Source organism: Candidatus Thalassolituus haligoni, from assembly GCF_041222825.1.
GTDB classification, from domain to species: Bacteria; Pseudomonadota; Gammaproteobacteria; order Pseudomonadales; family Oceanobacteraceae; genus Oceanobacter; species Oceanobacter antarcticus.
In genome coordinates, this window is the sequence record NZ_CP139482.1 from 791,776 (window position 1) to 817,670 (window position 25,895).

Consider the following 25,895-nt stretch of genomic DNA (forward strand, 5'->3'; position numbering starts at 1 on the left):
ATTTTTTTGATGGGGCCAACTGCGTCTGGCAAGACGGCGCTGGCGCTGGCGCTGGCGAATCGCTATCCGTGTGACATTATCAGTGTCGACTCGGCGCTGGTGTATCGCGATATGGATATTGGTACGGCCAAGCCCGACGCTGCCATGCTGGCCCAGGCGCCTCATCGGCTGATTAATTTGTGTGATCCGGCAGAACCCTATTCCGCTGCTACCTTTCGCGAGGATGCCTTGCGTGAGATGGCGGAGATCAGCGCCCGAGGCCGTATTCCACTGCTGGTGGGTGGCACCATGATGTATTTCAAATTCCTGCGTGATGGTGCTGCGGACTTGCCCCAGGCCGATGAGTCGGTGCGCAGCCAGTTGCTGGCCGAAGCCGAAACCCAAGGCTGGCCGTGGATGCATGAGCGTCTGGCAGAAGTGGATCCGGCTGCGGCCGCGCGTTTGCAACCGATGGATCAGCAACGGATCCAGCGGGCGCTGGAAGTGTATCGGGTATCCGGCAAAACCCTGACCCAGTACTGGGCTGAACAGCAGACGGAACCGCTGCCGTATCAGCTGGTCAACCTTGCGGTTTGCCCGACAGACCGGGCGCTATTGCACCAGCGTATCGCCTGGCGTTTTGAGCAGATGCTGCAGCAAGGTTTTGTTGATGAAGTACGGCGCTTGTACCAGCGCGGCGATTTACACACCGGCCTGCCCTCCATCAGGGCAGTCGGCTATCGCCAGGTATGGGAATACCTTGATGGACTGTATGATTACGACAGTATGAGAGAACGTGGCATTATTGCCACGCGTCAGCTGGCCAAACGGCAGATCACCTGGTTGCGCAGCTGGCCTGATTTACACTGGCTTGAGACAGATTCACCGGATCTGTTGACAAGTGCCTTGAAAATACTTGAGGCGAACGCCATATTTAGCGAGTTGCCCTGAAAAAGCAGCGGACTGGGTTTATTCTATTTTTTTTGCCGCCGTATATTGGGGGCACCACTCTTTGAGGAGACTACAACAATGTCAAAAGGGCACTCGCTACAAGACCCTTACCTAAATCAGCTCAGGAAAGAGCGTATTCCGGTATCCATCTTTCTGGTTAATGGAATCAAGCTGCAAGGGCAGATCGAATCGTTTGATCAATTTGTAATTTTGCTGAAAAACACCGTCAGCCAAATGGTTTACAAACACGCCATCTCAACCGTTGTGCCATCCCGTAATGTGCGGATGCAGCCAATGGAAACCGGTGACGAATCCGGTGACGATAACTGACAGGATTGGGAGTAGCGTCTAATTGTTTTTTGAGCGCCCACAGAACGGCGGCGAGACAGCCGTTCTGGTGCATATCGATTTCCCGGAAGGCGTCAATCGTGAAGACGTTGCTGAATTTCGGGAACTCGTGATCTCCGCCGGAGCTGATCCGGTCGAACTGGTTACCAGCAAACGTGATGTGCCAGATGCCAAATTCTTTATTGGCAGCGGCAAGGTTGAGGAAATTCACGACCTCGTGCATTTGCACGACTGCGAACTGGTGATCTTCAATCACTCTCTTTCCCCCAGTCAGGAGCGCAATCTTGAGCGCGCCCTGAAGTGCCGTGTGCTTGATCGCACCGGTCTTATTCTGGATATTTTTGCCCAGCGAGCCCGTACCCACGAGGGTAAGCTGCAGGTTGAACTGGCACAACTGCAATACCAGTCAACCCGGCTGATTCGCGGCTGGACTCACCTTGAGCGGCAAAAAGGGGGAATAGGCATGCGCGGGCCGGGTGAAACCCAGCTCGAAACTGACCGGCGGCTGCTGCGTGAGCGGGTGAAAAACATCCATGCCCGGTTGGCCAAGGTACGTGCCCAACGGCAACAGGGCAGGCGAGCACGACAGCGTTCATCGATCCCGACGGTGGCTATTGTGGGTTACACCAACGCGGGCAAGTCGACCTTGTTTAACGCTCTGACCAGCGCCGAAGTGTATGCTGCCAACCAGCTGTTTGCGACACTGGATCCGACCTTGCGTCGCTTGCCGGTGGATGACATCGGCGAAGTGGTATTGGCCGATACGGTGGGTTTTATCCGTCATTTGCCTCATAAGCTGGTAGACGCTTTTCAGGCGACCTTGCAAGAGGCAGCAGAGGCTGATTTGCTGCTGCATGTTGTCGACTGTGCGGCAGCCGAGCGGGATGGCAATATCGCCGAGGTTGAGTCCGTATTGGCAGAAATTGACGCCAGCGATGTGCCGCAATTGCGTGTCTACAACAAGATTGATTTGTTGGAGCGGGGAGAGGCACGTATTGATCGCGACGAACATGGGCAGCCAGAAGCCATCTGGCTTTCGGCGGTTGATCGTAACGGTTTCGAGCTGTTAACCCGGGCGATTGGTGAATTGCTGGGTAAAGAGCTACTGGACGAAGATATTCTGCTAACACCGGCGGATGCCAAACTGCGTGCCATACTGTACGGGCTGGGTGCTATCCAGCGCGAACAGCATGAAGATAATGGCGATATGCTGTTGTCGGTGCGCTTGCAGGTCGAGGACTTTAAACGTGCATTGGCACGGGCGGAAATCGCCGAATCCCGGTTTTTGCCAGAAGTTCGTGAAGCCTGGCAGTAACCAGTAACGGCTTTGGTCGCAATCCTGGCCAAAATCGTTATCATTGGCGACTGAATTTTCTGAACGGGCCCGAATGTCATTCCCTGCGGGGAGCGGCGAGTAAGGCCCGGTTTTTATGTATTGGATGCTTCCTGACTGGAGTTAACTATGGCCTGGAATGAGCCCGGCGGTAAGGGCAATCCCAACGATCCCTGGGGTAACAACAACCGCGGTAACAACAACCGCGGCGGCGGCGGTCAGCCACCCGATCTGGACGAGGCACTCAAGCAGCTGCTTGACAAGCTCAACGGCATGTTTGGTGGCAAGGGTTCTGGCGGCGGTAATAACAAGGACAACGGCAGTGGCGGTTTTGGCGGGTTGTTCGCAATTGCCGGTGCCATCCTGATTGTCTTGCTGGGGTTTAACTCGGTATACACGCTGGATGAAACCGAGCGTGGCGTGGTACTGCGTTTGGGGGAATACAGCTCGACCGAAAACCCCGGTTTGCGCTTCAAGATTCCACTGGTCGACCAGGTAACACCGGTCAACACCACGGGTGTTCGTGAAGTGGAAGTCAAGGAACGCATGCTGACTGAAGACGAGAACATCGTCGAAATTGAGCTCAGCGTGCAGTACCGCGTATCCGATCCGGTTGCGTATGCCCTGCGGGTTGAATCCCCTGAGCGTACACTGGTGGCTGCTGCTGAAAGTGCCCTGCGTCATGAAGTGGGTTCGACAGAAATGGATCAGATTTTGACGGTCGGTCGTAATCTGCTGGCCGATCAGGTGCAGATCCGGCTGCAGGATTATCTCGATCGCTATCAGACCGGTATGGTGCTGAATACAGTCAACATCAAGGATGCCCGTCCACCTTCACAGGTGAAAGCATCGTTTGATGATGTGCAAAAAGCGAAGCAGGACAAGGATCGTTTTATCAGCGAATCTGAAGCCTATGCCAACTCGGTTGTTCCTGAAGCTCGTGGTCGTGCCCAGCGTCAGCTGGAAGAAGCCTCGGCCTATAAAGAACAGGTTATTGCTCGTGCCGAAGGTCAGGCTGCCCGCTTTAACGATCTGCTGGCGGAATACCGCAAGGCTCCCAAAGTTATGCGTGAGCGTTTGTATATTGATGCCATTTCAGATGTGTATACCCAGTCCAGCAAGGTGTTGGTCGATGTTGATGGTGGCAACAACATGATGTATCTGCCATTGGATCAGCTGATGAAGGCGATGCCCTCATCGCAGGCGGCATCGGGTAGTGGTCAGCTGACCAGTAGCGATATTTCCCGCCTCACCGATCAGGTGCTGGAAGAAGTGCGCTCACGTCAAAGCTCAACTACTACTACAACTCGTCGGGAGGGTCGTTAATGTCTCCGAAAGCCTTTGCCAGCGCCGTGATTGTGGGTGCTGTCCTGCTGCTTGCCAGTCAGGGTTTGTACGTGGTTAACGAAACCGAACGTGCCATCAAACTGAAGTTCCGTGAAATTGTCGGTGCTGACATTCAGCCTGGTTTACACTGGAAAGTACCGTTTATTGAAACCGTCAAACTGTTTGATGCCCGTGTGCTGACGCTTGATTCCAGCCCTGCCCGTTTTCTGACTGCGGGTAAAAAGTACGTGATTGTTGATGCTTTCGCCAAATGGCGCATCAAGGACGTGCGAGCTTACTATCAAGCAACATCCGGCAACCGGATGGAAGCATCGAAATTACTCGCTAATCTGATGAATAAGGGTCTGCGCGACGAAATTGCTGCTCGCACCATGCATGATGTGGTCTCTGGCGAGCGTGATGAGCTGATGACCAAACTGACCGGCTTGCTGAATACTGAAACCCAGTCGGAATTGGGGATTGAAGTGCTGGACGTTCGGGTCAAGGCAATTGATTTGCCCGACGACCTGAGCGAATCGGTCTATCAGCGGATGTCGGCGGAACGTGAGCGTGAAGCGCGCGAGCATCGTTCCCAGGGACGTGAGCTGGCAGAAGGTATCCAGGCCGACGCCGATCGTCAGAAGACCGTGATTGTAGCGGAAGCTTATCGGGATGCGGAACGGACTCGTGGTGAAGGGGATGCAGAAGCTTCTCGCATTTATAACGCCGCGTTCAGCAAGGATCCTGAGTTCTACGCCTTTACTCGTAGCCTGAAAGCCTACACTGAGACGTTTAATCAGAACGATGTGATTTTGCTCAAGCCAGACAGTACGTTCTTCCGTTACCTCAAAGATCCTTCCGGTAGCTGACAGGCCATGGCGATAGCAGCTGCAGGGTACGGATTCATGGCCATCACCGCGCAGCTTTGCTAAAATCAAAAAAACCGGGCAAAGGCCCGGTTTTTTTGTGACATAACCAAAGCATCAGACGATCGGTAGTCAGGCGCACTGACTCGGATGAGACGCACTGGTGTGTAAAGAAGATCAAGATATGACGCTCTGGCAGGAACTTCTGGCCGCCTTTTGTCTGGTATTGATTCTGGAAGGCCTGACGCCTTTCCTGATTCCACGGCGTTGGCGATGCTGGGTAAAAATGGCGGCTGCCAATAGTGACCGAACGGTACGCCTGGTTGGCTTGGCCAGCATCGTGCTGGGCCTGACACTCTTGTATGTTACCCATTGATATAGGCTGAATAATGACTCTAGCGGATCGCTGGCTATTGCCGGACGGTATTGAAGAAGTCCTGCCGCCGGGAGCGCAGCAGATAGAACACTTGCGTCGACGTTTACTCGACCTGATGGACGGCTGGGGTTACGACCTGGTGATGCCGCCCGTGCTGGAATATCTGGATGCGCTGCTGACCGGCACAGGCAAGGATCTCGATCTGCGTACCTTCAAGGTAACCGATCAGATCTCTGGCCGCATGTTAGGACTGAGTGCGGATACCACACCGCAGGTTGCCAGAATCGACGCCCACAGTCTGGCTCCGCAAGGAATTGGACGTTTCTGTTATTGCCGTACGGTTTTTCATACCCGTGCTCGTTCACTGCTGGCCAGCCGTACACCAACCCAGATAGGCGCAGAGCTGTTTGGTGAAGCGGGAGCGGAAGCCGATGTTGAAATACTCGGGTTGATGTTAAGCCTGCTGGCTGCCAGCGCCGTTGATAATGTCCATCTGGATATCGGCAACGTCGGTGTTTATCGTGCGATTGCTGAACAGGCTGGTGTGACGGCGGTACAACAGGCCGAGCTGTTTGATTTGCTCAAACTCAAATGTGCCAGTGATATTGATGCCTGGGCGGAACGGGAAATTGCCGATAGCAATAGCCGCGCAGCGCTGCAACTGCTGGCACGTTTACAAGGTACGCCAGACAATCTGGAAGTCGGCTTTGGCAAGTTGACGGCACTGGTGCCGGCGGCAGCCGGAGAACTGGAACACATTCGCGTGGTTGCTAGCCAGATTCTGGCGCGTTTCCCTGCGGTACCGCTGTATATCGACCTGACGGAATTACGTGGTTACCAATATCACACCGGTCTGGTGTTTGGTGCCTACGTACCCGGTTACGGTGATGCGATTGCTCAGGGTGGTCGTTACGATGAAACCGGCAAGGCCTTTGGCCGTGCACGTCCGGCACGGGGGTTCAGTGCCGACTTGCGGGTTCTGGCCCGTCTGGGTAATTTTGTACCGGAGCGTAAACCGCTGGTGCTGGCACCAACCTCTGACGATGCTGCGCTCTGGCAGCAAGTGAATGAATTAAGGCAGCAGGGGATGCGCGTTATCTCCTGCCGCGAGCAGGATACACAGCAGGCGGATTATTCCCTGCAAACCATCAATGGCCAGTGGCAGCTGGTCTCAGTGCAACCAGTTCAAGATTGAGACAGACATGGGTAAATGTGTTGTAGTTCTCGGCACCCAATGGGGTGACGAAGGTAAAGGTAAAATTGTTGACTTGCTGACTGAAAAAGCCGCTGCAGTTGTGCGCTTTCAGGGTGGCCACAATGCCGGTCATACTCTGGTCATTGATGGCGAAAAAACCGCCTTGCACCTGATTCCTTCTGGCATCCTGCGTGATGGCGTAACCTGTATCATCGGGAATGGCGTGGTATTGGCACCGGACGCACTGTTGAAAGAAGTGCGGGCATTGGAAGATCGTGGTGTGCCGGTGATGGAGCGTTTGCGCGTATCCCATGCCTGCCCATTGATTCTGCCTTATCATGCGGCTCTGGATCAGGCGCGCGAAATCAAACGGGGTAACGCCAAGATTGGTACTACCGGTCGTGGTATCGGCCCGGCCTACGAAGACAAGGTCAGCCGTCGAGGCTTGCGTGTCGACGATCTGTATCAGCCGGAATTTGCTGATAAGTTGAAAGAAGTCATGGAATACCATAACTTTTCACTGAAGCACTACTATGGTGTGGAAGAAGTCAGTTATGAAGCAACCCTGGCATCCTGCAAAGACTGGGCTGCACAGATTGAAAGCATCGTGGTTGATGCCGTGGATCTGGTGCACTCCGTCCGTGAAGCCGGTGGTGACATCATGTTTGAAGGTGCTCAGGGCACGCTGCTGGACATTGACCACGGCACTTACCCATTCGTCACCTCGTCCAACACCACCGCAGGTGGCGTGGCGACGGGTTCTGGCGTTGGCCCCTTGTATCTGGATCAGATTCTGGGAATCACCAAGGCCTATACCACCCGTGTGGGATCTGGCCCATTTCCGACAGAACTGTTTGATGACGTTGGCAAACATCTGGCCACGGTTGGCAAGGAAAAAGGTACGACTACTGGCCGCGACCGTCGTTGTGGCTGGTTTGATGCCATGTTGGTCAAGCACGCGATTCGTGTGAACTCGATCAATACTATTTGTCTGACCAAGCTCGACGTACTCGACGGCCTGGAAACCATCAAGGTGTGTATCGGCTACGAAGATGAACATGGCAAGCGGATGAACGTGCCGGCCAGCGCTGACAAGTTTGAAAAGATCACTCCGGTTTATGAAGAGCTGCCGGGCTGGACTGAATCCACGTTTGGTGCCAAAACGCTGGAAGACTTGCCAGAAAATGCCCGCGCCTATATTCGCTTTATTGAAACAGCCATCAACGCACCGATCGATATTATTTCTACCGGCCCTGACCGCGTCGAAACCATCGTACTGCGTCACAGTTTCGAAATCTGATCGGTTTTTGCCTGTCTCCTGCCAGTGCTGCATTTGTACTGCTAATGACAGGTAATCAAGGAGCCGCTGTGGCAACACAGCGGCTTAACGAGATGAATATTGCCCACTCTCTCACCTTGTGTCTCAGGGTGAGCCAGCCACAGAAGAATCTCCCTTTCGGCAATATAAAATCTCAGGAGCCTCTCCTGGTAAGCTAGAATGCCCGCCTCAATGATGCAACGTTTTCAGGTTATTGCTATTTATGAATATTGATTTTCCGCTCGTATTGATGGTCGCTACTGTGCTTACCGGCATCGTGGCGTTGGTGGACAAGCTGTTTCTGGCGACCCGGCGCGCTGATCGTGCCGATGCCAAAACGGCTCTGGGTGATATGGACGCCGCAGCCGTTGCCGCACGTGAGCCTTTTCTGGTGGAGCAGAGCAAATCTTTTTTCCCGGTGCTGGCGATTGTCTTTGTGTTGCGTTCGTTTATTGCCGAACCGTTCCAGATTCCGTCGGCATCAATGGAACCGGGCTTGACCGAAGGTGATTTTATTCTGGTGAGTAAATTTCACTATGGTCTGAGAATGCCGGTTTTTGGTAACACGTTGATCCCTGTCGGTGAGCCGGAGCGGGGTGATGTGATGGTGTTTTTCCCGCCGGATGATCCGCGTTATTTTATCAAGCGCGTGATTGGCTTGCCGGGCGATCATATTGATTATCACAATCGCCAATTGACGATTAATGGTGAAAAAATTGCGACTCAAGCCTTGAGTGGAGAGCCGGTGTACCGTCCGGTCAAATATCTGGTAGAAGAGTCGCTGGGTGAGCACCAGGCAACTGTACAGTGGGTAGTCGGTCGCCCGGCAGGTTCTACTGAGTTGGTGGTCTGGGCAGGCCCAGAGGGCGAGTGGGATGTGCCGCAAGGGCATTACTTTATGATGGGCGACAATCGCGGCAACAGCAGCGATGGACGGGTGTGGGGTTTTGTGCCCGAGAAAAATATTGTTGGCAAGGCCGTAGCGGTCTGGATGCACTGGAAAAGCTGGAGTGACTTGCCTTCGTTTGAACGTAATACCTGGATTCAGTAACGTTCTGTATTGGCGGTAAACGCTACTCTGAACTATCTTCTGGTCATGGGAATGACTGGGAGGTGGTGAAGATGGCAGGACGTTATTGCCGCGTGTGTTTTTACAGCCGCTGGGTTGTATCCTGCTCGATGCTGTTATTGTTGGTGGCGATATTTCTGCTTAACCAATCTCCTGGTTGACGTGTTATTGATGCGATCTGGCTTACCCGTGGTGGCGGTGTAAAAAAGTACTCAATAAGGGGTTGTTGTGTGGCAAAACAGGACTACAATGCGCATCGATTTCGTGCGCTGAGTCCTGATTATATGAATGTAGCTCGTCAACTGAAAAGTATGGCTTTTGATTGGGTCGATCGAGTGGTTCCTGTTAAGCCGGTTGTGCGCCCACCCGCTCTGCAAACGGCACTGGATCGTGAGTCACGGCGGATGCATTTGTATTTTTCGCGTAACTGCCCGGCCTCGATTCAGGTGCGGCGTCATTGTTTGCGCCTCGGTTTGCGGGTGGTGGAAAAAGACGTTGAACGTGTCGATGCTTATCGTAATGAGCTGGTTAACGGCGGCGGTGCATCAAGGGTGCCCTGTTTGCGTATCGACGGTGAGCAGGACAGTCAATGGCTGTACAGTCCGGATGCAATTCTGGACTACCTGGATCAACGTTACTAATAAACGACGTTAGTTTCTGGCTTTCTCGCTGGTCATTCTGACCGGCTGTGCCCAGTACCGCTGTTTTTACTTGTCTGGGTATTATCTGTGGGCTAACACTCAAGCCTGAATAGCATGACTTTTCTTATGCACAAGTACTTTTGTGTGTTTATCGCACTAATGTGTTACCAACTTTGCTGATTTGTAGCGTGTTGTTGTTATCCCGGCACCTAACGTTTGCCGTACCTAAGCTTGCAACAGACCCTTATACATGGCCTGTTTCATGTCTGCCTCCCTGCTCGGAAAACTGTGTCTTTCCTGTCTCTTGCTGATCACGCTATCGCTGGCGAATGCCAGTTTGCCTGCACCTGATGGTTTGCTGATGCCACCGCTGGAGGATGCGACTGCGGTTAGAGCAAGCATCGGCCTGACTGATGTGGCGAAACCCAATGTGCGAGGACTGGTGCTGGTCGATCGTCAGGTGAATGCCATTGCCGTTAACAGGACACAGCGGTTACTGGTGATTCGGGTTGCATTCAGTAATCAGGGCTTTGTTTATTCCAATCAGCAAGTAGAGCAGCGCTTTTTTGCTGCTGGACAGAGTGTGAGTGCCTATTACGCCGAGAATTCCTATGGCGCACTGCTCCTGGTAGCGGCCAATCCCGACAACCCGGTTGTTGATGTGACGTTGGATTATCCACACCCGGATTTCGGGATGGGGGCGGGGGGCGGTGTCAGTGCCTTGCTCGCACAAAACATCATGCAGGCATTGGAGCAACAGGGTGGTTTGCCGGATCTGACGGCATTGGATCTTGATGGTAATGGTCATCTATCGGCTCAGGAACTGGGGATTGTGTTTGTGATTGCCGGTTATGAGCATTCCTATGCCGGTGCCAGTGCCAGTCACCCACGGGTATGGGCGCACAAAACTGCTTTTGGCCAGCTGCCCATACAAGGTGTAACGCTGGATGGTTACGCGATGGTCGGTGAACAACATGAAGATCATCTGGCTACCTTGGGGGTTATTTGTCATGAACTGGGTCATTTACTGTTAGGGCTGCCAGATTTACACAATAACACCGGCTTTGCCGATGGTGTTGGACGCTGGGGCCTGATGGGGTTGGGTGGTTGGAATGGTGAGCAGGTTGCCGGTGATTCGCCAGCGCATCTGTTGGCCTGGTCCAAACATCGAGCCGGTTTTTTACAACCTGAAGCCGTGGGTCAGGGTATTAGCCTGTGGCAGCTGGAAAGTTCGTCCCTGATGGCCAGAGCACTGGAGATCCCGGTAGACGATTACCGTCATGGTGAACGGGTGCTACTGGAATACCGCACCCATGATGGCTTCGACCAGGCACTGCCACATAATATGTTGTTGGTCAGTCGGGTCGATGACCGGTTGCAGTCGATGGCCAATGTTGCGACTGCCGTTCAGGCTACACCTCTGGAAACCGGTTTTGTTTTGAGTGAAGCCGTCGTTTCGGATACTGACCGCTGGCAGGATCAGGGGATCTACACTCTTGATGGTAGCCACTTGTTGGCGTTGATCTCCGGTCAAGGTGGAGAGCAGGGTGCGCAATTACGGGTCGAGCGCTTGTTGGATATGGGCGGACGTAATCTGGGTTACGCTGAGTGGCTGGCGACAGATGGCTGGTTTGTCAATCGGGATGACCGTGCGTTGGTTATTCATTTTGATATGGAAACACAACCTGAGGATAGCACCATTGAAGGCGTAGACATTTATGCCGTCGGTGCCGGCATGGTGCATTTGTCGCTGACAGCGATGCCTGCGGCGAGGAGTGGCTGTGAGATTGTTGACCAAGACATGATGCTTGAGGCCGGCTGGAACCGGATCCCTTTCAGCGCCCACCGTCTGGGTGACTGTGGTGCCGTGTTGGCTTTGTCGGTGTCTGCTGTGGCGGGTGCCATTATCTCCGCGGGTGCTTCTATCGGGCTTGATCGGCAGGGGAGCAGCAGTGGACAGACTTTCTTACAGCAGCAGGTGCTGATGACGGTACAGCCCTATGATGTCAATGTGCGCTTGTTATACCGTCTGGCCTTGGTGCCCTGGGATGATGATACTGGCACTCAGGCCAGTACTGTTCCTGAAACAACCAGCAAAACTGAAACCCCGCTAACAACGGTTAGTAGCACGCATGATACTGCAGGTACATCGGGTGGCAGTGGCTGGTGGCTACTGATCTTGGGGCTGCCCTTGTTGTGGGCGTCTCGCTCCTCGAACAGGACATCCGCCTGATTTTTATAACCTGATTGTAACCGGATGGTTGGCAATCATTGTGGGAGTGTCACTATGAACCAGCCCGGTCGCTATCTTACCTGTGCAGTCTGTGTCGCCGTAGTTTTGCTGTTGAGTGCACTGGAACCGTTTAGCTCACAGTGGCTGGAGTTTAATCGTAACCGGATTGATCAGGGCCAATGGTGGCGTTTGCTGACTTGCCACTGGGTGCATTTGTCATTGCTGCATGCGATGGGAAATATCGGCGGCCTGGCACTGTTGGCGGCAATCACTCGCAGGACGGTGAAAGACAGTGTGCTGGCCTGGCTGTTGCTCTGGTGCAGCTGTATCACGGGTTTGGGGTTGATATTATTGGCCGCAGATTTACAGCGTTATGTGGGGTTGTCTGGAGTGTTACACGGCGTTTTGATGGTAGCTCCGTTTTTGGCGTCAGGATATAGCCGTCGTGTCGCGCTGCTCTTTGCCGGTCTGATTGTGGTCAAGGTATTGTGGGAACAGACACCGTTTTACAGTGACCAGGCGATCATGGCGATTATTGGTGGACGGGTAGAAACCCGCGCCCATTTGTTGGGTGTGATCGCCGGTGGCATCTGGCTGTTGGCTATGGCAGTCTGGAGCCAAATTTCTCGCCGGGATAGCCCATATGTCTCAGAATGATCAACAACAGCGCGGTCCATGGACTATTGTCAGTGCCCAATCCGTTTACGAAAATCCCTGGATACGGGTCGACGACCACAAGGTGATAGCGCCAACCGGCAAACCGGGTATTTATGGCACTGTTACGTTCAAAAATCGTGCAATTGCAGTTCTGCCTGTCGCGGATAATGGTGATACCTGGCTGGTTGGTCAGCACCGTTTTCCTTTGGATCAATACAGCTGGGAACTACCCATGGGTGGTGGGCCACTGGATGAGGCGCCAGAATTGGCCGCTCGGCGTGAGCTGCAGGAAGAAACTGGACTGGTTGCTGAGCAGTGGCAGTCGCTGGGGTATTTTCATGTCAGCAATTGCATCACCAATGAAGAAGCCTTTGCTTATCTGGCCTGTGGGCTGACCGAGGGCAAGCCCTGCTTTGACGAAACCGAACAGTTGGATATTCAGCGTATTCCATTTGCTGAAGCATTGGCGATGACGCTGGATGGCCGTATTACGGATTTGTTGACTGTCGCGGTGATCCAGCGCGCCAGACTGTTAGGTCTGGTTGGCACCTGATCGACTCAGTTGGCGACTTCCGAAATTTTTGTATTGGCATCCTGACGAAACTGCGCTGGGCTGATGTTTTCGTGTTTGTAAAATATACGATCCAGAGCACGTCTTCCCGACAGTCCCAGTGTTACTGCAACATCATCAATGCTGCTGTTGCTACTGAGCAGCATGTGCTTGGCTCGCTCGATTCTTACTCGGGTCACCAGTTGTTTCAGTGATGTCGCTTCTCGTTGCAAGTGGCGATTCAGCGTCCGGGTACTGATATTGAAATGTTCAGCAATGGTTTGCTGGGTGGCGGAGAAACTTAACTGCCCGCTGGTCAGAGCCCGCTGGATATGATTGCACAGTGAACCAGCCCGCACGAGTTTGCGAAATTGCTGTTCAACCTCACGCCGCATCATTTGAGTAATGTTCGGATTGGTATGGTGTAACCCCAGATCAAGACTGTCTGGACGTAGCTCTATCGTACACTGCGGGCAATTGAAGAGCAGATCGGTTTGCCATTGTTGAGTATAGCGCTGGGTGTAGTCTGGCTCTGGCCACGGCAGCAGGATGCGCTCAATGCTTAAGCGTGAGCCACAGAGATGGCGAAACCAGCTCAGCAAGGTACTGATCAGCAATTCCATACGCCAGCGGCTGACGTCATTCTCGATAGCTGCTTTCAGATCCATGCGGACGCGTAATGGCCCCATCCGAGTACGGGTGACATTGACAACCATGTGTTCCGACAGCAGGGCGGAAAACTTTTCCAGATAGTACAGTGCTTCACGCAAGGTGTTACTGCACAAAAACAGATGATGTAGCGGGCCGCTGGCAATGCTATCGAAGCGGAGTGGCGGTAAAACACAGAAATCGTTGTTGTTGTGTGTTGCTCGCAGATGGGCAATGTACTCGTCTGCGGTGGCAGCATCCAGTATGGCGGGTAGCTCCGGCGTTACATTCCCCAATGGGGCTGGCAGATGTTCCCTGTGTTGATGTGGCAAAATCTGTAGCAATGGCATCACTGTCAGTGCTGCAAGATACCCCTGATCCGTCGTCATATTGATTGCTGCCTTACTGCTTGAGTGTCGCCGATGGCGTTATTGTGTTTTTAAGTCTGGTGTGCGGATAAATAATAAGTTAATTATCAGTAAGATAGTTTTCATCATCAACCATGAATTTACCAGTAGAAAATTGTACTGAAGTTTGATTGATGACTGACTGAGAAAGAAACATGGCATACAATTTTCCGAATTTTTTTGACCAGCTTGATTGAGGCGTGCTTGATGTGCCCAGTTTAAAGGTTTAATTAAGGATCATTAAATGGCTTTTACGCTTTTTGGTACCGATGGTTGTCACTTGTGTGAAGACGCAGGCCGGCTGCTGCAACAGGCTGCTACCCTGCTTCCGGTAACTTATCGATACGAAGATATTGCCAATGATGACAGGCTGGTTGAGCGTTATGGTATTCGTATCCCCGTGATTCGGCATGATGGCTCCTGTGATGAGCTTGGCTGGCCGTTTGATTTCGCACACTTGCTGTCCTGGCTGACAGTGCATCACTCTCCGGAAAAGGAAAACTGATTATGTTGATGAAGAAGATGATAGCGGGAACCGGTTTGCTCCGTATTCAGATTGTGATGCTTGCCGCCGCACTGCTGGCTGGGTTGTCCGGGTGTGCTTCCAGCCCCCTATCTGCCAAAGGGGAGGCAATTTATGATGCGCTGGCGCTGGATACGCGTTTGCGGACATGGGCAGACAGTTGTTCGAAAGTCAGCTACAAGGCGGACAAGGCGGCCCAACTGGCACGCCAGAACTGGTGGAGCCGGAATGGTAATCTGGTCGAAAGCGCCGATTATGGTCTGGCCTATGATCTGGTGACGGTGACAGACACCCGCCAACCGACCGGTGCGCGTCTGGCGATGGCACTGACCTGGGGAATCGTTGAAAGCGCGGAGCAAGAAGTGAACGCCGCCTTGGCAAATAACGCCGAACGAGAAAGTAGCTGTCTCAAGGTGCTGGAAGAATTTGATCGTGGAGATCTGGATCTGGCTGATCGCGAGGCGACCTACAAGGCTTTGCTGGAGTTGCAGCATCATAAGGATATGCAAGGTGACGCCTTGTTGCTGAAACAGGCTGCTGTGGAGAAACAGACAGGCAAGGTTTATGGCCGATCATATTATGTGGTAGAAAAACTGTCACAGCGTTTTGCCTGTCCGGGAGCGCAAGTCAGCTTGCTCAGTAACGCCTGGCCAGATGAGGTGTATCAGGCCCGTTGTGACGATGGCAGTTTTTTGCTGGTACGTTGTCAGTGGGGCAATTGCATGATTGTTGACTGATTTTACTGGTGGAATTTTATCGGTGGAATGACCAGGTCGGACATAAAAAAAACCGTTAGCAGTGCCGGTAACGGTTTTTTATGGTTCAGCGCAGATTAGCGTGAACGTGTGAAGTCTACTGCCATTTTATGCGCGTTATGCGCGCTCATCATTGAGCAATCCCTACGCGGTATATTCAGCAGTTCTTGGCCGTTATTCACTCTCGGATTTGATCAATTGGAACAGGCTTTTGTAGGCTTTCCCTGGACGGGCATCGTCACCGCTCATTTCCTTTTGGGCATTGCGTACCAGGTTGCGCAGTTGCTGGCGATCAATATGAGGGTATTGCTCGATATAGGCGTTGAGACCGGTACTGTCTTCCAGCAGGCGTGTACGCCACATTTCATACTGCCGTTGACGGCGGCCGTAGGCATCGCTGGAAGGATCCAGTAGATCGATTTTCCCCTGAATACCTTCGATATCTTCATCACGCATGATTCGGCCGATGTACTGCAGATGGCGACGCTTGGCGCCATGCTGTTTTATCCGTCGGCTTTCTTCCAGCGCGGCCCGTAATACCTCGGTGATTGGCATGTCGTTCCACAATGCCGGGTTCAACTCCGTCAGTTGTTCTCCCAGTGCTTGCCAGCGCTCTGCTTCACGCTTCATTTCGGTCTTGCTGACCAGTTCGTATTCTTCGTCTGGCTGGGAGTCAAAGTCGTTCATAATAAATAGTCTTCTCGTGCGTATTCGTTAAAGTGCGGTGAGGGCACCCCTGGGGCTGCTTTCACTGCTAGATATAGATCAGGGTCGCCAGTCCGAGGAAGGACATAAAACCCACGACGTCGGTCACCGTCGTCAGGATAACACCTCCGGCCAGTGCCGGATCAATGCCTCTGGCTTTGAGAATCTGAGGCAGTGAAGCGCCAGCAACAGCAGCGGCCATCAGGTTGATCATGATGGCTGCTGCCATGATCAGGGAAAGTCTGGGATCTCCGAACCATACCCACGCCAGTATCGCGATGACAATAGCCCAAAGTACACCATTTAACGCGGCAACCAACAGCTCACGATTAAATAACCAGCGGAAGTTGGCACCGCTGAGATGACCCAGCGCCTGTCCTCGAATCACCAGTGTCAGTACCTGGCTGCCAGCAATGCCACCCATGCTGGCAACAATTGGCATTAATACCGCCAATGCGACCACGGCCTCGATGGTTTTATCAAACAGTCCAATCACGGCCGAGGCGATAAAGGCGGTAATCAAGTTGATGCCGAGCCAGACAGCCCGTCGTCGCGCCGTTTTGAGTGCTGGTGCGAAGGTATCTTCATCTTCGTCCAGACCCGCCATACTCATCAGTGAGTGATCAGCCGTTTCGCGGATAACATCGACCACGTCATCGATGGTGATACGGCCCAGCAGCATACCGTTGGCATCCACCACCGGTGCCGATACCAGGTCGTGACGCTCGAACAGTTTGGCGACTTCGGTTTCATGCTGGGTCGCCTGGATCACTGTGCTGCCGGTTGACATGACTTCACGAACGGTCTGCAACGGGTCGCTCACCAGTAATTTACGGATTGGCAGGGCACCAATAAACTCGTTTTGCCGGTTTACCACCAACAGGTTATCCGTCATGTCTGGCAACGATTGGTGGCGGCGCAGATAACGCAGCACCACATCAAGGGTGATGTCCGGGCGAATGGTGATGGTGTCGGTGTTCATCAGACCACCGGCGCTGTCCTCCGGGTAGCCAAGAATGGCTTCAACACGAGCACGATCCTGATGATCCATCGAGCTCAGAATTTCCTGGGTAACCTGCTCAGGAAGTTGCTGGAGCATATCGGCAATATCATCGCTGTCGAGATCTGCGGTGGCATCGACGACTTCCTCGGCGCTCATGTCGCTGAGGAACTGACTCTGGATATCGATCGCCAGATATTGCAGCACTTCACCTTCGATTTCCTTGTCGACCAGTTCCCAGATGATTTTTCGGGCCTTGGGCGGAGAGGATTCGATCAGATGGGCAACATCGACAGGGGCGAGGCCGGAGTTGATGATCCGGCGCACCCGAGTCATGGCACCAGATTCGAGCGCTTCGTTCAGGCTATGGAGTTTGGATCTGGCCTTTTCGCTGAGTTCTGCCATGGGAGCCCCGATACGGAGTGAATGGCATGATTCTAGCGTGAATCGTCGAGTGTTGCCATGTGAGCAGTGCTGAAACTACTCGCATTTATGTCGCTAGTGATTTGATTTTATAGGAAACTTTTTATGTGTTAGCGAATCTTGGCAAGCAGTGGCGACACCAGGGTGGGTACATTTTATTCGCCTTCATCGAAGCGGCGGTTGATCAGCTCGCAGAGCGCATCCAGTGCTGGTTGGGCATCGTTACCCTCGGCTTCGATTTGAATATCAGTGCCCTTGCTGGCGGCGAGCATCATCACCGCCATGATGCTTTTGGCATCAACCATCCGGTTCGGATAGCCGATCTTGACGGTAGAACCGTAGGCGGCGGCAGTCGAAACCAACTTGGCTGCTGCCCGTGCGTGCAAACCAAGTTTGTTGATGATGGTTATTTGAGTGCTGACCATCCAGGCTCCCGAACGATGTCATTGTTTTTGGTGTGTGTCAGTGACTGCTGTTGGCAGTCGACCGCAGCTCGCGGTGACGCACCTGAACGTTGCCGAATTCTTGCTTGAAGGCTTCTGCCAGTCGTTCAGATAAATACACTGAACGATGCTGGCCGCCAGTGCAACCAATCGCAACGGTTAAATAGCTGCGGTTATTTTCAGCAAAACGGGGTAGCCAACGCAACAGGTATGCCTGAATATCATTAAATAGTTCGGTGACTTCCTGTTGGCCGGACAAGAACTCGATGATGGCCGGGTCTTGCCCAGTCAGCGGGCGCAACTCATGCTGCCAGTAGGGATTGGGCAGGTTGCGCACATCGAAAACGAAGTCGGCATCCAGGGGAATGCCCTGTTTGAAGCCGAACGACTGGAACAGCACAGCCATGTCCGGAGTGATTTTCTCGGCCACTCGCAGTTTGATCAGGCTCCGCAGCTCATGTACCGACATGCGTGTCGTATCCAGAGTCAGATCCGCGAGGTTGGCGACGGGTTCGAGTAATTCGGTTTCGCGCTCAATGGCTTCCGCCAGGGAAATATTGTCATTGGTGAGCGGATGCTTGCGCCGGGTTGAACTGAAGCGTTGTAACAGGACTTCTTCGGTGGCATCAAGAAAAACGATGTCGACCTGGCGATACTGCTCCGGCAAGCGGGTCAGCACCTGGGTCAGTTGCTCTATGGCATCGGGCAGGTTACGAACGTCAACACTGACAGCAACGTTGGCGCGTTTTTCTGCACTGTAGGGCAGGCCTGCGAGTGCTGGCAGTAAATCGACCGGTAGATTATCGATGCAATAAAACCCGAGGTCTTCAAGCACCGCCAGTGCGCTGGATTTACCTGAGCCTGAACGGCCACTGATCACAACCAGACGCATGTACTGTCTCCGTGTTTTGGGCAAGGTCAGTTGTCGGCCAGCGCCCGTTGATACAGTTCCTGGTCGCTGCTCGCACTGCGTAATAGGTGGCGATATTGGCTCTGGCTGAAATTTTCTGCCAGGGTTGCCAGTATTTTCAGGTGGTCGTCTGTTGCTTCTTCAGGCACCAGCAAGGCAAATACAAGATCGACTGGCTGATGGTCTATGGCATCAAAGTCGATGGCCTCGCGCAGGTGGAGTAATACCCCAACGGCCCGTTCACATTGCCGTAATCGACAGTGAGGGATAGCGATGCCTTCGCCAATGCCGGTACTGCCAAGGCGCTCACGCCCAAGCAGACGTTCAAAAACCTCATCCGATGAGCTGCCATCCACTTCTTCAGCAATCAGCTCTGCCAGAAACTCCAGCAGTTTTTTTTTGCTGGTAATGGCGACATCGGTACGAGTACGTTCAGGCGCAAGAATATCGGCAATCGCTATGCTCATGTGTCAGCCTTGTCCGTGCTGTCGGGCAACCAGTTTTTCTTTGTGTTTCAGCACTTGCCGATCCAGTTTGTCGGCCAGCAAGTCAATGGCAGCGTACATGTCGTCATGGGATGACGTCGCATGAAAATCGGCACCACTGACGTGCAGCGATGCTTCTGCCAGCTGACGGCCTTTTTCAAGGGTCAGGGTAACCTGACCAGAGGTAATGGGTTCGGCATGCCGCTCAAGGCGAACCAGTTTTTCCTTGACGTATTCTTCCATGGCTTCGGTAACTTCGACATGGTGTCCACTGATATTGATGCTCATAAACGGCTCCTTATGGCTCGCTTTAAACCGAACAAGGATCGACGGGGTCGATCAAATCAACTGTTTCCGCTCATTCGATGGCGGAATCATCATTGCCTCACGATATTTGGCCACCGTGCGGCGTGCAACCTGAATTCCCTTGTCTCCGAGGACGACGGCGATCTTGTTGTCACTCAGTGGCTTGCGCGGGTTTTCTTCGCTAATCAGCTTCTTGATCATGGCGCGAATGGCGGTTGATGAACATTCGCCGCCAGCATCGGTACTGACATGGCTGGAGAAAAAGTACTTCAGTTCAAAAATACCACGCGGTGTGTGCATGAATTTTTGCGTCGTTACCCGTGAAATGGTCGACTCGTGCATACCAACGGCATCGGCAATATCATGCAGTACCAGTGGTTTCATAGCTTCTTCGCCCTGCTCAAAAAAGTCGAGCTGATATTCGACAATTTTGGTAGCGACTTTCAGCAGGGTTTCGTTGCGGCTTTGCAGGCTTTTGATAAACCAGCGCGCTTCTTGCAGGTGATCTTTGAGGAAGGCGTTGTCGGCACTGCTGTCTGAGCGGCGCACCAACGAGGCGTAGTCGGAGTTTACCCGCAGTTTGGGGGCAATATCCGGGTTCAGTTCAACGCGCCATTCATCGCGGATGTTACGCACGATCACGTCGGGCACAACGTATTCTGACTGTTCGGAGCTGATTCCGGCTCCTGGTTTGGGATTCAACTCCTTGACCAGGCGTAATACGGCTTTGAGGTCTTCTTCTTTCAGCCGGGTTTTGCGCATCAGCGTGGGGTAGTCTTTACTGCCCAGCAGGGCAATGTAGTCACCGATCACCAGTTTGGCTTCTGCCAGCCAGGGAGTGTCGGCTGGCAGCTGGTTTAACTGCAGGATCAGGCATTCGCGCAGGTCGCGGGCAAAAACACCAGCCGGATCAAACTGTTGCAGGCGTTTGAGTACGGCCTGGACTTCGTCTTCCTCAACCCCAAATTCCGGATCCATGGAACCCAGTACGTCGTCTATGGTGGTGTGGAGGTAGCCGTCGTCGTCGACACCGTCAATCAGCATGGTGGCAATCTCGCGATCGACATCACTCATGGGAGTCAGATTCAGTTGCCATTCCAGATGCCCTTGCAGGTCGTCGGAGGTGGCATGACGGGAGTCGTAGTCAAAGTCGTCGTCGCCGACAGAGCCTGAACCGGAGGAAACGCCAGCGGTAGTCTGGAAGGTATCGTCCCAATTGCTGTCGACCGGCAGGTCATCCGGCATCTTGTCGTCCGACCACTGTTCACCCAGTTCCTGGGTGTCGGTGTCGGTCGCTGTCGCCGTGACGGCGGCTTCTCGCTCCTGATCGCCGTTGGTTTGCTGGGCATCCGTATAGTCGTCGTGCTCGGACTCTTCGAATTCCAGCATGGGATTGGAATCCAGGGCTTCCTGGATTTCCTGTTGCAGATCAAGGGTAGACAATTGCAGCAGTCGAATTGCCTGTTGCAGCTGAGGGGTCATGGTCAGCTGCTGACCCATTTTTAACTGAAGCGATGCTTTCATACAGCGTTATAGTTCATCGGTTGTCGGCATGGTCTGTGCATTATACGCCAGCCTGTGAGGCTGGGAATGCTTTTCATGGTGTCGAAATGAAACAGCGCCGGGCATCATAGCCCTGTAAGCCAGTAAGAATCAAAGACGGAAGTCCTGACCAAGGTAGATGGCCCGAACCTGTTCGTTGGCGAGTACTTCATCGGCGCTGCCTTCGGCAATAATGTGTCCACCGCCTACGATATAGGCTTTTTCACAAATTGCGAGGGTTTCGCGGACGTTGTGATCGGTAATCAGTACGCCAATGCCGCGCGCCTTGAGCTGGCGAATGATGGCCATAATGTCGGATACGGAAATCGGGTCGACACCGGCAAAGGGTTCATCAAGCAAAATAAAGGAGGGTTCGGCGGCCAGTGCCCGGGCAATTTCTACCCGGCGGCGTTCACCGCCGGAGAGTGACATCCCCAGGCTGCTGCGAATGTGCTGGATGTGAAATTCGTCCAGCAGTTGTTCCAGCTGTTGCTGGCGTTGGGGTTTTTTCAGTTCCGTGCGGGTTTCCAGAATGGCCATGATGTTGTCTTCGACGCTGAGCTTGCGGAAGATCGAGGCTTCTTGTGGCAGATAGCCAATGCCTTTCTGGGCACGGCCATGCATGGGCAGGTGACTGATGTCGTCGTCGTCAATTTTGACGCGTCCCTTGTCGGCCTGTACCAGGTTGACAATCATGTAAAAACAGGTGGTTTTACCGGCTCCGTTAGGGCCGAGCAGGCCGACAATTTGTCCGCTGCTGACGGCAAGGGATACGTCTTTGACGACCTCTCGGCCGCTGTAGCTTTTGGCCAGATGTTCCGCCCTGAGCGTTTTCATGGTTGTGCTTCCGTGTCGGGCTGGGGCTGGATAATCACCCGGATACGCTGTTTGTCTTCCGACTCAGCCGTACCATCGGCAGGCGTGTCGGAGCCGCTGGCGGTCACGGTTTCCTGTTCAATGTCGTAGCGAATCAGTTCGCCACTGAAGAGGTTGTTTTCCTGGCGTAATTCGGCATTGCCTTTAAACGCGATTTCCTTGCGGGTGGCGTAAAAATCGATGCGATTGGCGGTTGCCTGAGTGACCGGCTTGTTGCTGCTGACCTGTTGCTGGTAGCGGGCGGGTTGACCTTCGGCGATGGCTTGTTCGAGAATTTTGCCGTTCAGGATCAGTACCAGGCGTTCAGATTCGATTTTCAGAGTACCTTGCGTCAGTACCACATCCCCTTCATAAACGACCATGCCGGTTTTGCGATCGAGTTCGGCGCGGTCGGACTGGATAATCATTTCTTGCTGCCAGTCTTCTGGCAATGCCTCTACCGTGGCAACCAGGGCGCTGGTGAGCAGCAGCAGGGCTGCCAGTTTATTGTACATACCGGGTACTCACGTGTTCTTGAAGGTCGAGGTGTTGACGCTTGATGTCCAGAGTCATGCCTGTTGCGTGGGTAATACTGTTGCCATTACGAATGGTAACCTGTTTGGTCGTAGAGGCTGTAGCCAATTCCGGTTCGTAGAGCAGTTGGCTGGTTTCAATACTCAGATCGTCATTTGTCTGGCCGGTCTCCGCCAGCGAACGTATTTCGACCTGATTGCGTAATTCAACCAGACTGTTGGCATCCTGAATGCGGCCGGATTCAGCACTGACACGCCATGCCTGTTGTGGAGCCGTCTGGGTGATAATAACGGGATTCTCCAGTCGGGTTTCCGAGAAAGCCGGAATATGGCTGGAGCCATCCGCTTGCAGCGTTTGCTGCAGTTGGCCATTAACGTCGTAGTGGCGATGCTGTAATTGCTTGCCATAATAATCCGGTTCAAAACTGACCACCTGGGTTTCAGCGGTGACCAGTTCAGTGGTGTAGCGTTCTACTGCCAGCAAGGCAAGGCCAAAGACCACCGCCAGTACCAGCAGCAGATAGCGCTTGCGCATCAGATGACTCCGGCACGCAGCAAGTCGTGCATGGTAATCACGCCGCAGATGCGGTGGTTTTCAGCCACGACAAGCGCATTGATTTTACTGTCTTCCATAATTTTCAACGCTTCTGCGGCCAACATGCCGGGTAATATGGTTTTGGCATGGCGCGTCATCAGGTCGGCAATAATGGCGGAATGGATATCAACACCATGGTCGATGGTACGGCGCAGGTCGCCATCGGTGAAAATTCCCACCAGATCGCCGGAGGCGGTTTGAATCGTGGTCATCCCGAGGCCTTTGGTGGTCATTTCAAGCAGCGAGCGCGACAGGCTGGATTCCGGCCTGACCGTGGGAATCTCTGGGCCGCTGTGCATGATGTCTTCCACTTTTAGCAACAGACGCCGCCCGAGGCTGCCGCCGGGATGTGAAAACGCGAAGTCTTCGGCGGTAAATCCGCGTGCTTCCAGCAAGGCGATTGCCAGTGCATCTCCCAGTACCAGGGCGCTGGTGGTTGAGGAGGTGGGTGCCAGACCCAGCGGACAGGCTTCTGAATCGACGCTGGCGTTCAGATGGGCAGCCGAGGCCAGACCCAGCGTGGAACGCGGATTGCCGGTGATGCTGATCAAAGGGATCGCCATGCGCTTCAATAACGGCAACAGGCTGGTCACTTCTGCGGTTTCACCGGAGTTACTCAGGGCAATCACGACGTCCACTGCGGTGATCATGCCCATATCGCCGTGACTGGCTTCACCAGGGTGAACAAAAAAGGCCGGTGTCCCTGTGCTGGCCAAGGTGGCCGCAATTTTGTTGCCGATGTGGCCGGATTTACCCATCCCGGTGACCACGACTCGACCCTGGCAAGACAGCATCAGCTGGCAGGCAGTAATAAAATTGCTATCCAGCATGGCTGACAGATTATGAATGGCGCGCTGTTCCAGTTCGATGGTGCGCAGCGCCGATTTCAGAAAATCAAAATCAAATTCAGTGTTCATTGTTATCCGTTGCTTGTCGTTATCCGTTGCTTGTCATCATAAACAGGGTGGTCAGGTAGCCCAGATAGCTCAGCCCAAGCAGGCTGCCACTGAAGCGTCCCATCACTCCACTACGACGATTGAGTATAAACAGTACCAACAGTACCAGAGTCAGAGCCAACATGACGGGCAGGTCGCGATACAGTGCCATTGGTTCGACTGCAACTGTCGCGATCAGACCGGGGACAGGCATCACTGCGAGCAGGTTAAATATGTTGGAGCCAATCACGTTGCCAATCGCAATGTCGTGATGCCCTTTGAGGGCGCTGGCAACCGATGCCGCCAGTTCTGGCAGGCTGGTACCAATGGCAACGATGGTCAGGCCAATCATCAGATCGCTGATGCCAAAGCTGCGGGCAATTTCTGTTGCGCCCCAAACCAGTGCCTTGGAGCTGATCATCAGGCAGACCAGTCCGAGCAAGAGCCAGAACACTGCCATCTTGGTGGACAGCGATTCAATCGCTGCGGCTTCGTCTTCATCAACCAGCGATTCGCCGCTGTCATCGGATTCCTGAAACAGGATGTACATGGCGGCAACCAGTCCGGCCAGCAGCAGGATGGAATCAATATAGCTGAGTTCCAGGTCGGCCAGTGTCAAACCGGCAAGAATACTGACCAGCAGCAGCAGTGGCAGTTCTTTGCGTAACAACTTCTTTTTCAGCGGAATCGGGCTGACCAGTGCAGTAATACCCAGTACCAGGCCGATATTGGTGATATTAGAACCCAGTGCGTTGCCTATGGCGAGGTTGCCAGCACCATCCAGTGTCGCGACGGCAGAGACAAACAGCTCGGGAGCGGAGGTGCCGATGGAGACAATGGTCAGTCCGACCAGCAGCGGTGACATGCCGAGACGACGGGCTGTCGCCGCAGCACCGAGGACAAACTTGTCGGCACTCCATACCAGAACAACCAAACCGATAAGGACGGCAACCAGTGCTGTGATCATGATGCTCCTGCAGGTGAATTCTGCTTTGACGTGCTTGATGATAGAGAGGCCGCATTGTACCGAAGGGGCGCAAGGGCGCAATTGGAACAATGCGTTTTGTGGCGGGTGAAGGTCATCACAAAAGCAGCGTTGGTTCTGTCTGTGCAATCCGCTATGCTAGCGCTCACTTTAAACCCCGCATTTCCGGCCCAGGTAAGGAAGCTTTCATGGTGGTTGAGCAGCCCTACATCTCGGTGCGTGATCTGACCTTTACACGCGGCGATCGTTTGATCTACAACGGCCTGTCCGTCGATTTTCCCCGTGGCAAGGTCACTGCAATCATGGGACCCAGTGGCACCGGGAAAACAACCTTGCTGCGCCTGATTGGTGGTCAGTTGCTTCCCGACAGTGGTTCTATCCTGCTTGCCGGAGAAGAAATTACCACTCTCAAACGTCATCAGCTGTTCGAACTCCGCAAACAGAAAATGGGCATGCTGTTCCAGACCGGTGCCCTGTTTACTGACCTGGATGTGTTCGATAACGTGGCTTTCCCCTTGCGTGTTCATACCGATTTGCCCGAATCCATGATTCGGGATCTGGTACTGATGAAGCTGGAAGCCGTCGGTTTGCGCGGAGCTCGCAGTCTTAATCCGGCTGAATTGTCCGGCGGCATGGCGCGTCGAGTGGCACTGGCACGTTCCATCGCCATGGATCCTGAACTGATCATGTACGACGAACCCTTTACTGGTCTTGACCCTATTTCAATGGGAATGATCGTCAAGCTGATTCGCGGGCTGAACAAGGCACTCGGACTGACCAGCCTGCTGGTATCCCACGATGTTGAGGAATGTTGCGGGATTGCTGATTACCTGTGCCTGGTCTCGGGTGGCAAGGTGATCGGTTTTGGCACGCCGAATGAGCTGTTGCATGAAGGCTCGGATGAAGTTCGCCAGTTCCTCAATGGCGACCCTGATGGGCCGGTACCGTTTCATTATCCCGCGAATGATTACCGCCAGGACATATTGGCAGGGAGCGACTGAAT

The 25,895-nt window shown here is 53.6% G+C and carries 29 protein-coding genes; 16 read left to right on the forward strand and 13 right to left on the reverse strand.

Features of this window, described 5'->3' with window-relative positions; all coding sequences use genetic code 11:
- Positions 1–9: 9 nt before the first annotated feature.
- The 13 genes from miaA to SOJ49_RS03595 all read left to right on the forward strand — a co-directional run bounded on the left by miaA (position 10) and on the right by SOJ49_RS03595 (position 12,845).
- Positions 10–930, forward strand: coding sequence for a tRNA (adenosine(37)-N6)-dimethylallyltransferase MiaA (gene miaA / locus SOJ49_RS03535; RefSeq protein ID WP_369858027.1), 921 nt, complete (start codon positions 10–12; stop codon positions 928–930).
- Positions 931–1,008: 78 nt separating this feature from the next.
- Positions 1,009–1,260 (forward strand): RNA chaperone Hfq, encoded by a 252-nt coding sequence (hfq, locus tag SOJ49_RS03540; RefSeq protein WP_303433210.1) that lies wholly within the window; start codon positions 1,009–1,011, stop codon positions 1,258–1,260.
- A gap of 22 nt (positions 1,261–1,282) precedes the next feature.
- Complete coding sequence (gene hflX / locus SOJ49_RS03545; protein WP_369856852.1) at positions 1,283–2,593, forward strand: ribosome rescue GTPase HflX; 1,311 nt, start codon at positions 1,283–1,285, stop codon at positions 2,591–2,593.
- 147 nt (positions 2,594–2,740) lie between these two features.
- Positions 2,741–3,937, forward strand: a complete 1,197-nt coding sequence (gene hflK, locus SOJ49_RS03550) for an FtsH protease activity modulator HflK (protein WP_369856853.1) — start codon at positions 2,741–2,743, stop codon at positions 3,935–3,937.
- The gene (gene hflC / locus SOJ49_RS03555; protein ID WP_369856854.1) at positions 3,937–4,806 is read left to right on the forward strand and encodes a protease modulator HflC; all 870 of its coding nucleotides are present in this window, start codon (positions 3,937–3,939) and stop codon (positions 4,804–4,806) included. Before hflK ends, hflC begins: the two co-directional genes overlap by 1 nt.
- 160 nt (positions 4,807–4,966) lie before the next feature.
- Positions 4,967–5,179: a DUF2065 domain-containing protein gene (locus tag SOJ49_RS03560; protein ID WP_369856855.1), complete on the forward strand. Its 213-nt coding sequence runs from the start codon at positions 4,967–4,969 to the stop codon at positions 5,177–5,179.
- A gap of 13 nt (positions 5,180–5,192) precedes the next feature.
- The gene (locus SOJ49_RS03565) at positions 5,193–6,374 is read left to right on the forward strand and encodes an ATP phosphoribosyltransferase regulatory subunit (RefSeq protein WP_369856856.1); all 1,182 of its coding nucleotides are present in this window, start codon (positions 5,193–5,195) and stop codon (positions 6,372–6,374) included.
- 7 nt (positions 6,375–6,381) lie between these two features.
- The gene (locus tag SOJ49_RS03570; RefSeq protein WP_369856857.1) at positions 6,382–7,674 is read left to right on the forward strand and encodes an adenylosuccinate synthase; all 1,293 of its coding nucleotides are present in this window, start codon (positions 6,382–6,384) and stop codon (positions 7,672–7,674) included.
- A gap of 247 nt (positions 7,675–7,921) precedes the next feature.
- Positions 7,922–8,743 (forward strand): signal peptidase I, encoded by an 822-nt coding sequence (gene lepB, locus SOJ49_RS03575; protein WP_369858028.1) that lies wholly within the window; start codon positions 7,922–7,924, stop codon positions 8,741–8,743.
- 302 nt (positions 8,744–9,045) lie between these two features.
- A complete protein-coding gene (locus SOJ49_RS03580) occupies positions 9,046–9,402 on the forward strand; it encodes a glutaredoxin family protein (RefSeq protein WP_369856858.1) in 357 nt (118 codons plus the stop codon).
- Positions 9,403–9,664: 262 nt separating this feature from the next.
- Positions 9,665–11,635 (forward strand): M6 family metalloprotease domain-containing protein, encoded by a 1,971-nt coding sequence (locus tag SOJ49_RS03585; protein WP_369856859.1) that lies wholly within the window; start codon positions 9,665–9,667, stop codon positions 11,633–11,635.
- A gap of 54 nt (positions 11,636–11,689) precedes the next feature.
- Positions 11,690–12,292: a rhombosortase gene (rrtA, locus tag SOJ49_RS03590; protein ID WP_369856860.1), complete on the forward strand. Its 603-nt coding sequence runs from the start codon at positions 11,690–11,692 to the stop codon at positions 12,290–12,292.
- A complete protein-coding gene (locus tag SOJ49_RS03595; protein ID WP_369856861.1) occupies positions 12,279–12,845 on the forward strand; it encodes an NUDIX domain-containing protein in 567 nt (188 codons plus the stop codon). Before rrtA ends, SOJ49_RS03595 begins: the two co-directional genes overlap by 14 nt.
- Positions 12,846–12,850: 5 nt before the next feature.
- On the opposite strand, the gene SOJ49_RS03600 is transcribed toward SOJ49_RS03595, so the two are convergent.
- Positions 12,851–13,879, reverse strand: a complete 1,029-nt coding sequence (locus SOJ49_RS03600) for a helix-turn-helix domain-containing protein (RefSeq protein WP_369856862.1) — start codon at positions 13,877–13,879, stop codon at positions 12,851–12,853.
- A 262-nt stretch (positions 13,880–14,141) separates the two neighbouring features.
- Between SOJ49_RS03600 and SOJ49_RS03605 the strand changes: the two genes are divergently transcribed.
- Complete coding sequence (locus tag SOJ49_RS03605; RefSeq protein WP_369856863.1) at positions 14,142–14,402, forward strand: glutaredoxin family protein; 261 nt, start codon at positions 14,142–14,144, stop codon at positions 14,400–14,402.
- A 2-nt stretch (positions 14,403–14,404) separates the two neighbouring features.
- Positions 14,405–15,157: a hypothetical protein gene (locus tag SOJ49_RS03610; protein WP_369856864.1), complete on the forward strand. Its 753-nt coding sequence runs from the start codon at positions 14,405–14,407 to the stop codon at positions 15,155–15,157.
- A gap of 192 nt (positions 15,158–15,349) precedes the next feature.
- Here SOJ49_RS03610 and yjgA read toward each other — a convergent pair whose 3' ends face one another.
- The 12 genes from yjgA to SOJ49_RS03670 all read right to left on the reverse strand — a co-directional run bounded on the left by yjgA (position 15,350) and on the right by SOJ49_RS03670 (position 24,874).
- Positions 15,350–15,862 carry a ribosome biogenesis factor YjgA gene (gene yjgA / locus SOJ49_RS03615; protein WP_369856865.1) on the reverse strand — a complete coding sequence of 171 codons (513 nt, stop codon included), beginning with the start codon at positions 15,860–15,862 and terminating at the stop codon, positions 15,350–15,352.
- A gap of 67 nt (positions 15,863–15,929) precedes the next feature.
- Positions 15,930–17,285 carry a magnesium transporter gene (gene mgtE / locus SOJ49_RS03620; RefSeq protein ID WP_369856866.1) on the reverse strand — a complete coding sequence of 452 codons (1,356 nt, stop codon included), beginning with the start codon at positions 17,283–17,285 and terminating at the stop codon, positions 15,930–15,932.
- 173 nt (positions 17,286–17,458) lie between these two features.
- On the reverse strand, positions 17,459–17,728 hold the full coding sequence (locus SOJ49_RS03625; RefSeq protein WP_369856867.1) for an HPr family phosphocarrier protein: 270 nt from the start codon (positions 17,726–17,728) through the stop codon (positions 17,459–17,461).
- A 37-nt stretch (positions 17,729–17,765) separates the two neighbouring features.
- Positions 17,766–18,638, reverse strand: coding sequence for an RNase adapter RapZ (rapZ, locus tag SOJ49_RS03630; RefSeq protein ID WP_369856868.1), 873 nt, complete (start codon positions 18,636–18,638; stop codon positions 17,766–17,768).
- Between the two features lie 26 nt (positions 18,639–18,664).
- Positions 18,665–19,123, reverse strand: coding sequence for a PTS IIA-like nitrogen regulatory protein PtsN (ptsN, locus tag SOJ49_RS03635; RefSeq protein WP_369856869.1), 459 nt, complete (start codon positions 19,121–19,123; stop codon positions 18,665–18,667).
- Between the two features lie 3 nt (positions 19,124–19,126).
- Positions 19,127–19,429: a ribosome hibernation-promoting factor, HPF/YfiA family gene (hpf, locus tag SOJ49_RS03640; protein ID WP_369856870.1), complete on the reverse strand. Its 303-nt coding sequence runs from the start codon at positions 19,427–19,429 to the stop codon at positions 19,127–19,129.
- 51 nt (positions 19,430–19,480) lie between these two features.
- A complete protein-coding gene (locus tag SOJ49_RS03645) occupies positions 19,481–20,971 on the reverse strand; it encodes an RNA polymerase factor sigma-54 (protein ID WP_369856871.1) in 1,491 nt (496 codons plus the stop codon).
- A gap of 129 nt (positions 20,972–21,100) precedes the next feature.
- Positions 21,101–21,826, reverse strand: a complete 726-nt coding sequence (gene lptB / locus SOJ49_RS03650; RefSeq protein WP_369856872.1) for an LPS export ABC transporter ATP-binding protein — start codon at positions 21,824–21,826, stop codon at positions 21,101–21,103.
- Positions 21,823–22,359 carry a lipopolysaccharide transport periplasmic protein LptA gene (gene lptA / locus SOJ49_RS03655; RefSeq protein WP_369856873.1) on the reverse strand — a complete coding sequence of 179 codons (537 nt, stop codon included), beginning with the start codon at positions 22,357–22,359 and terminating at the stop codon, positions 21,823–21,825. Before lptA ends, lptB begins: the two co-directional genes overlap by 4 nt.
- Positions 22,349–22,912 (reverse strand): LPS export ABC transporter periplasmic protein LptC, encoded by a 564-nt coding sequence (gene lptC, locus SOJ49_RS03660; protein ID WP_369856874.1) that lies wholly within the window; start codon positions 22,910–22,912, stop codon positions 22,349–22,351. The genes lptA and lptC overlap by 11 nt, the downstream gene beginning before the upstream one ends.
- Entirely contained in the window at positions 22,912–23,889 is a 978-nt protein-coding gene (locus SOJ49_RS03665; protein ID WP_369856875.1) for a KpsF/GutQ family sugar-phosphate isomerase, read from the reverse strand. Before SOJ49_RS03665 ends, lptC begins: the two co-directional genes overlap by 1 nt.
- 19 nt (positions 23,890–23,908) lie before the next feature.
- Complete coding sequence (locus tag SOJ49_RS03670) at positions 23,909–24,874, reverse strand: calcium/sodium antiporter (protein ID WP_369856876.1); 966 nt, start codon at positions 24,872–24,874, stop codon at positions 23,909–23,911.
- A 206-nt stretch (positions 24,875–25,080) separates the two neighbouring features.
- Here SOJ49_RS03670 and SOJ49_RS03675 point away from each other — a divergent pair, with 206 nt between their 5' ends.
- Positions 25,081–25,893: an ATP-binding cassette domain-containing protein gene (locus SOJ49_RS03675; protein WP_369856877.1), complete on the forward strand. Its 813-nt coding sequence runs from the start codon at positions 25,081–25,083 to the stop codon at positions 25,891–25,893.
- The last annotated feature ends 2 nt before the right edge of the window (positions 25,894–25,895 follow it).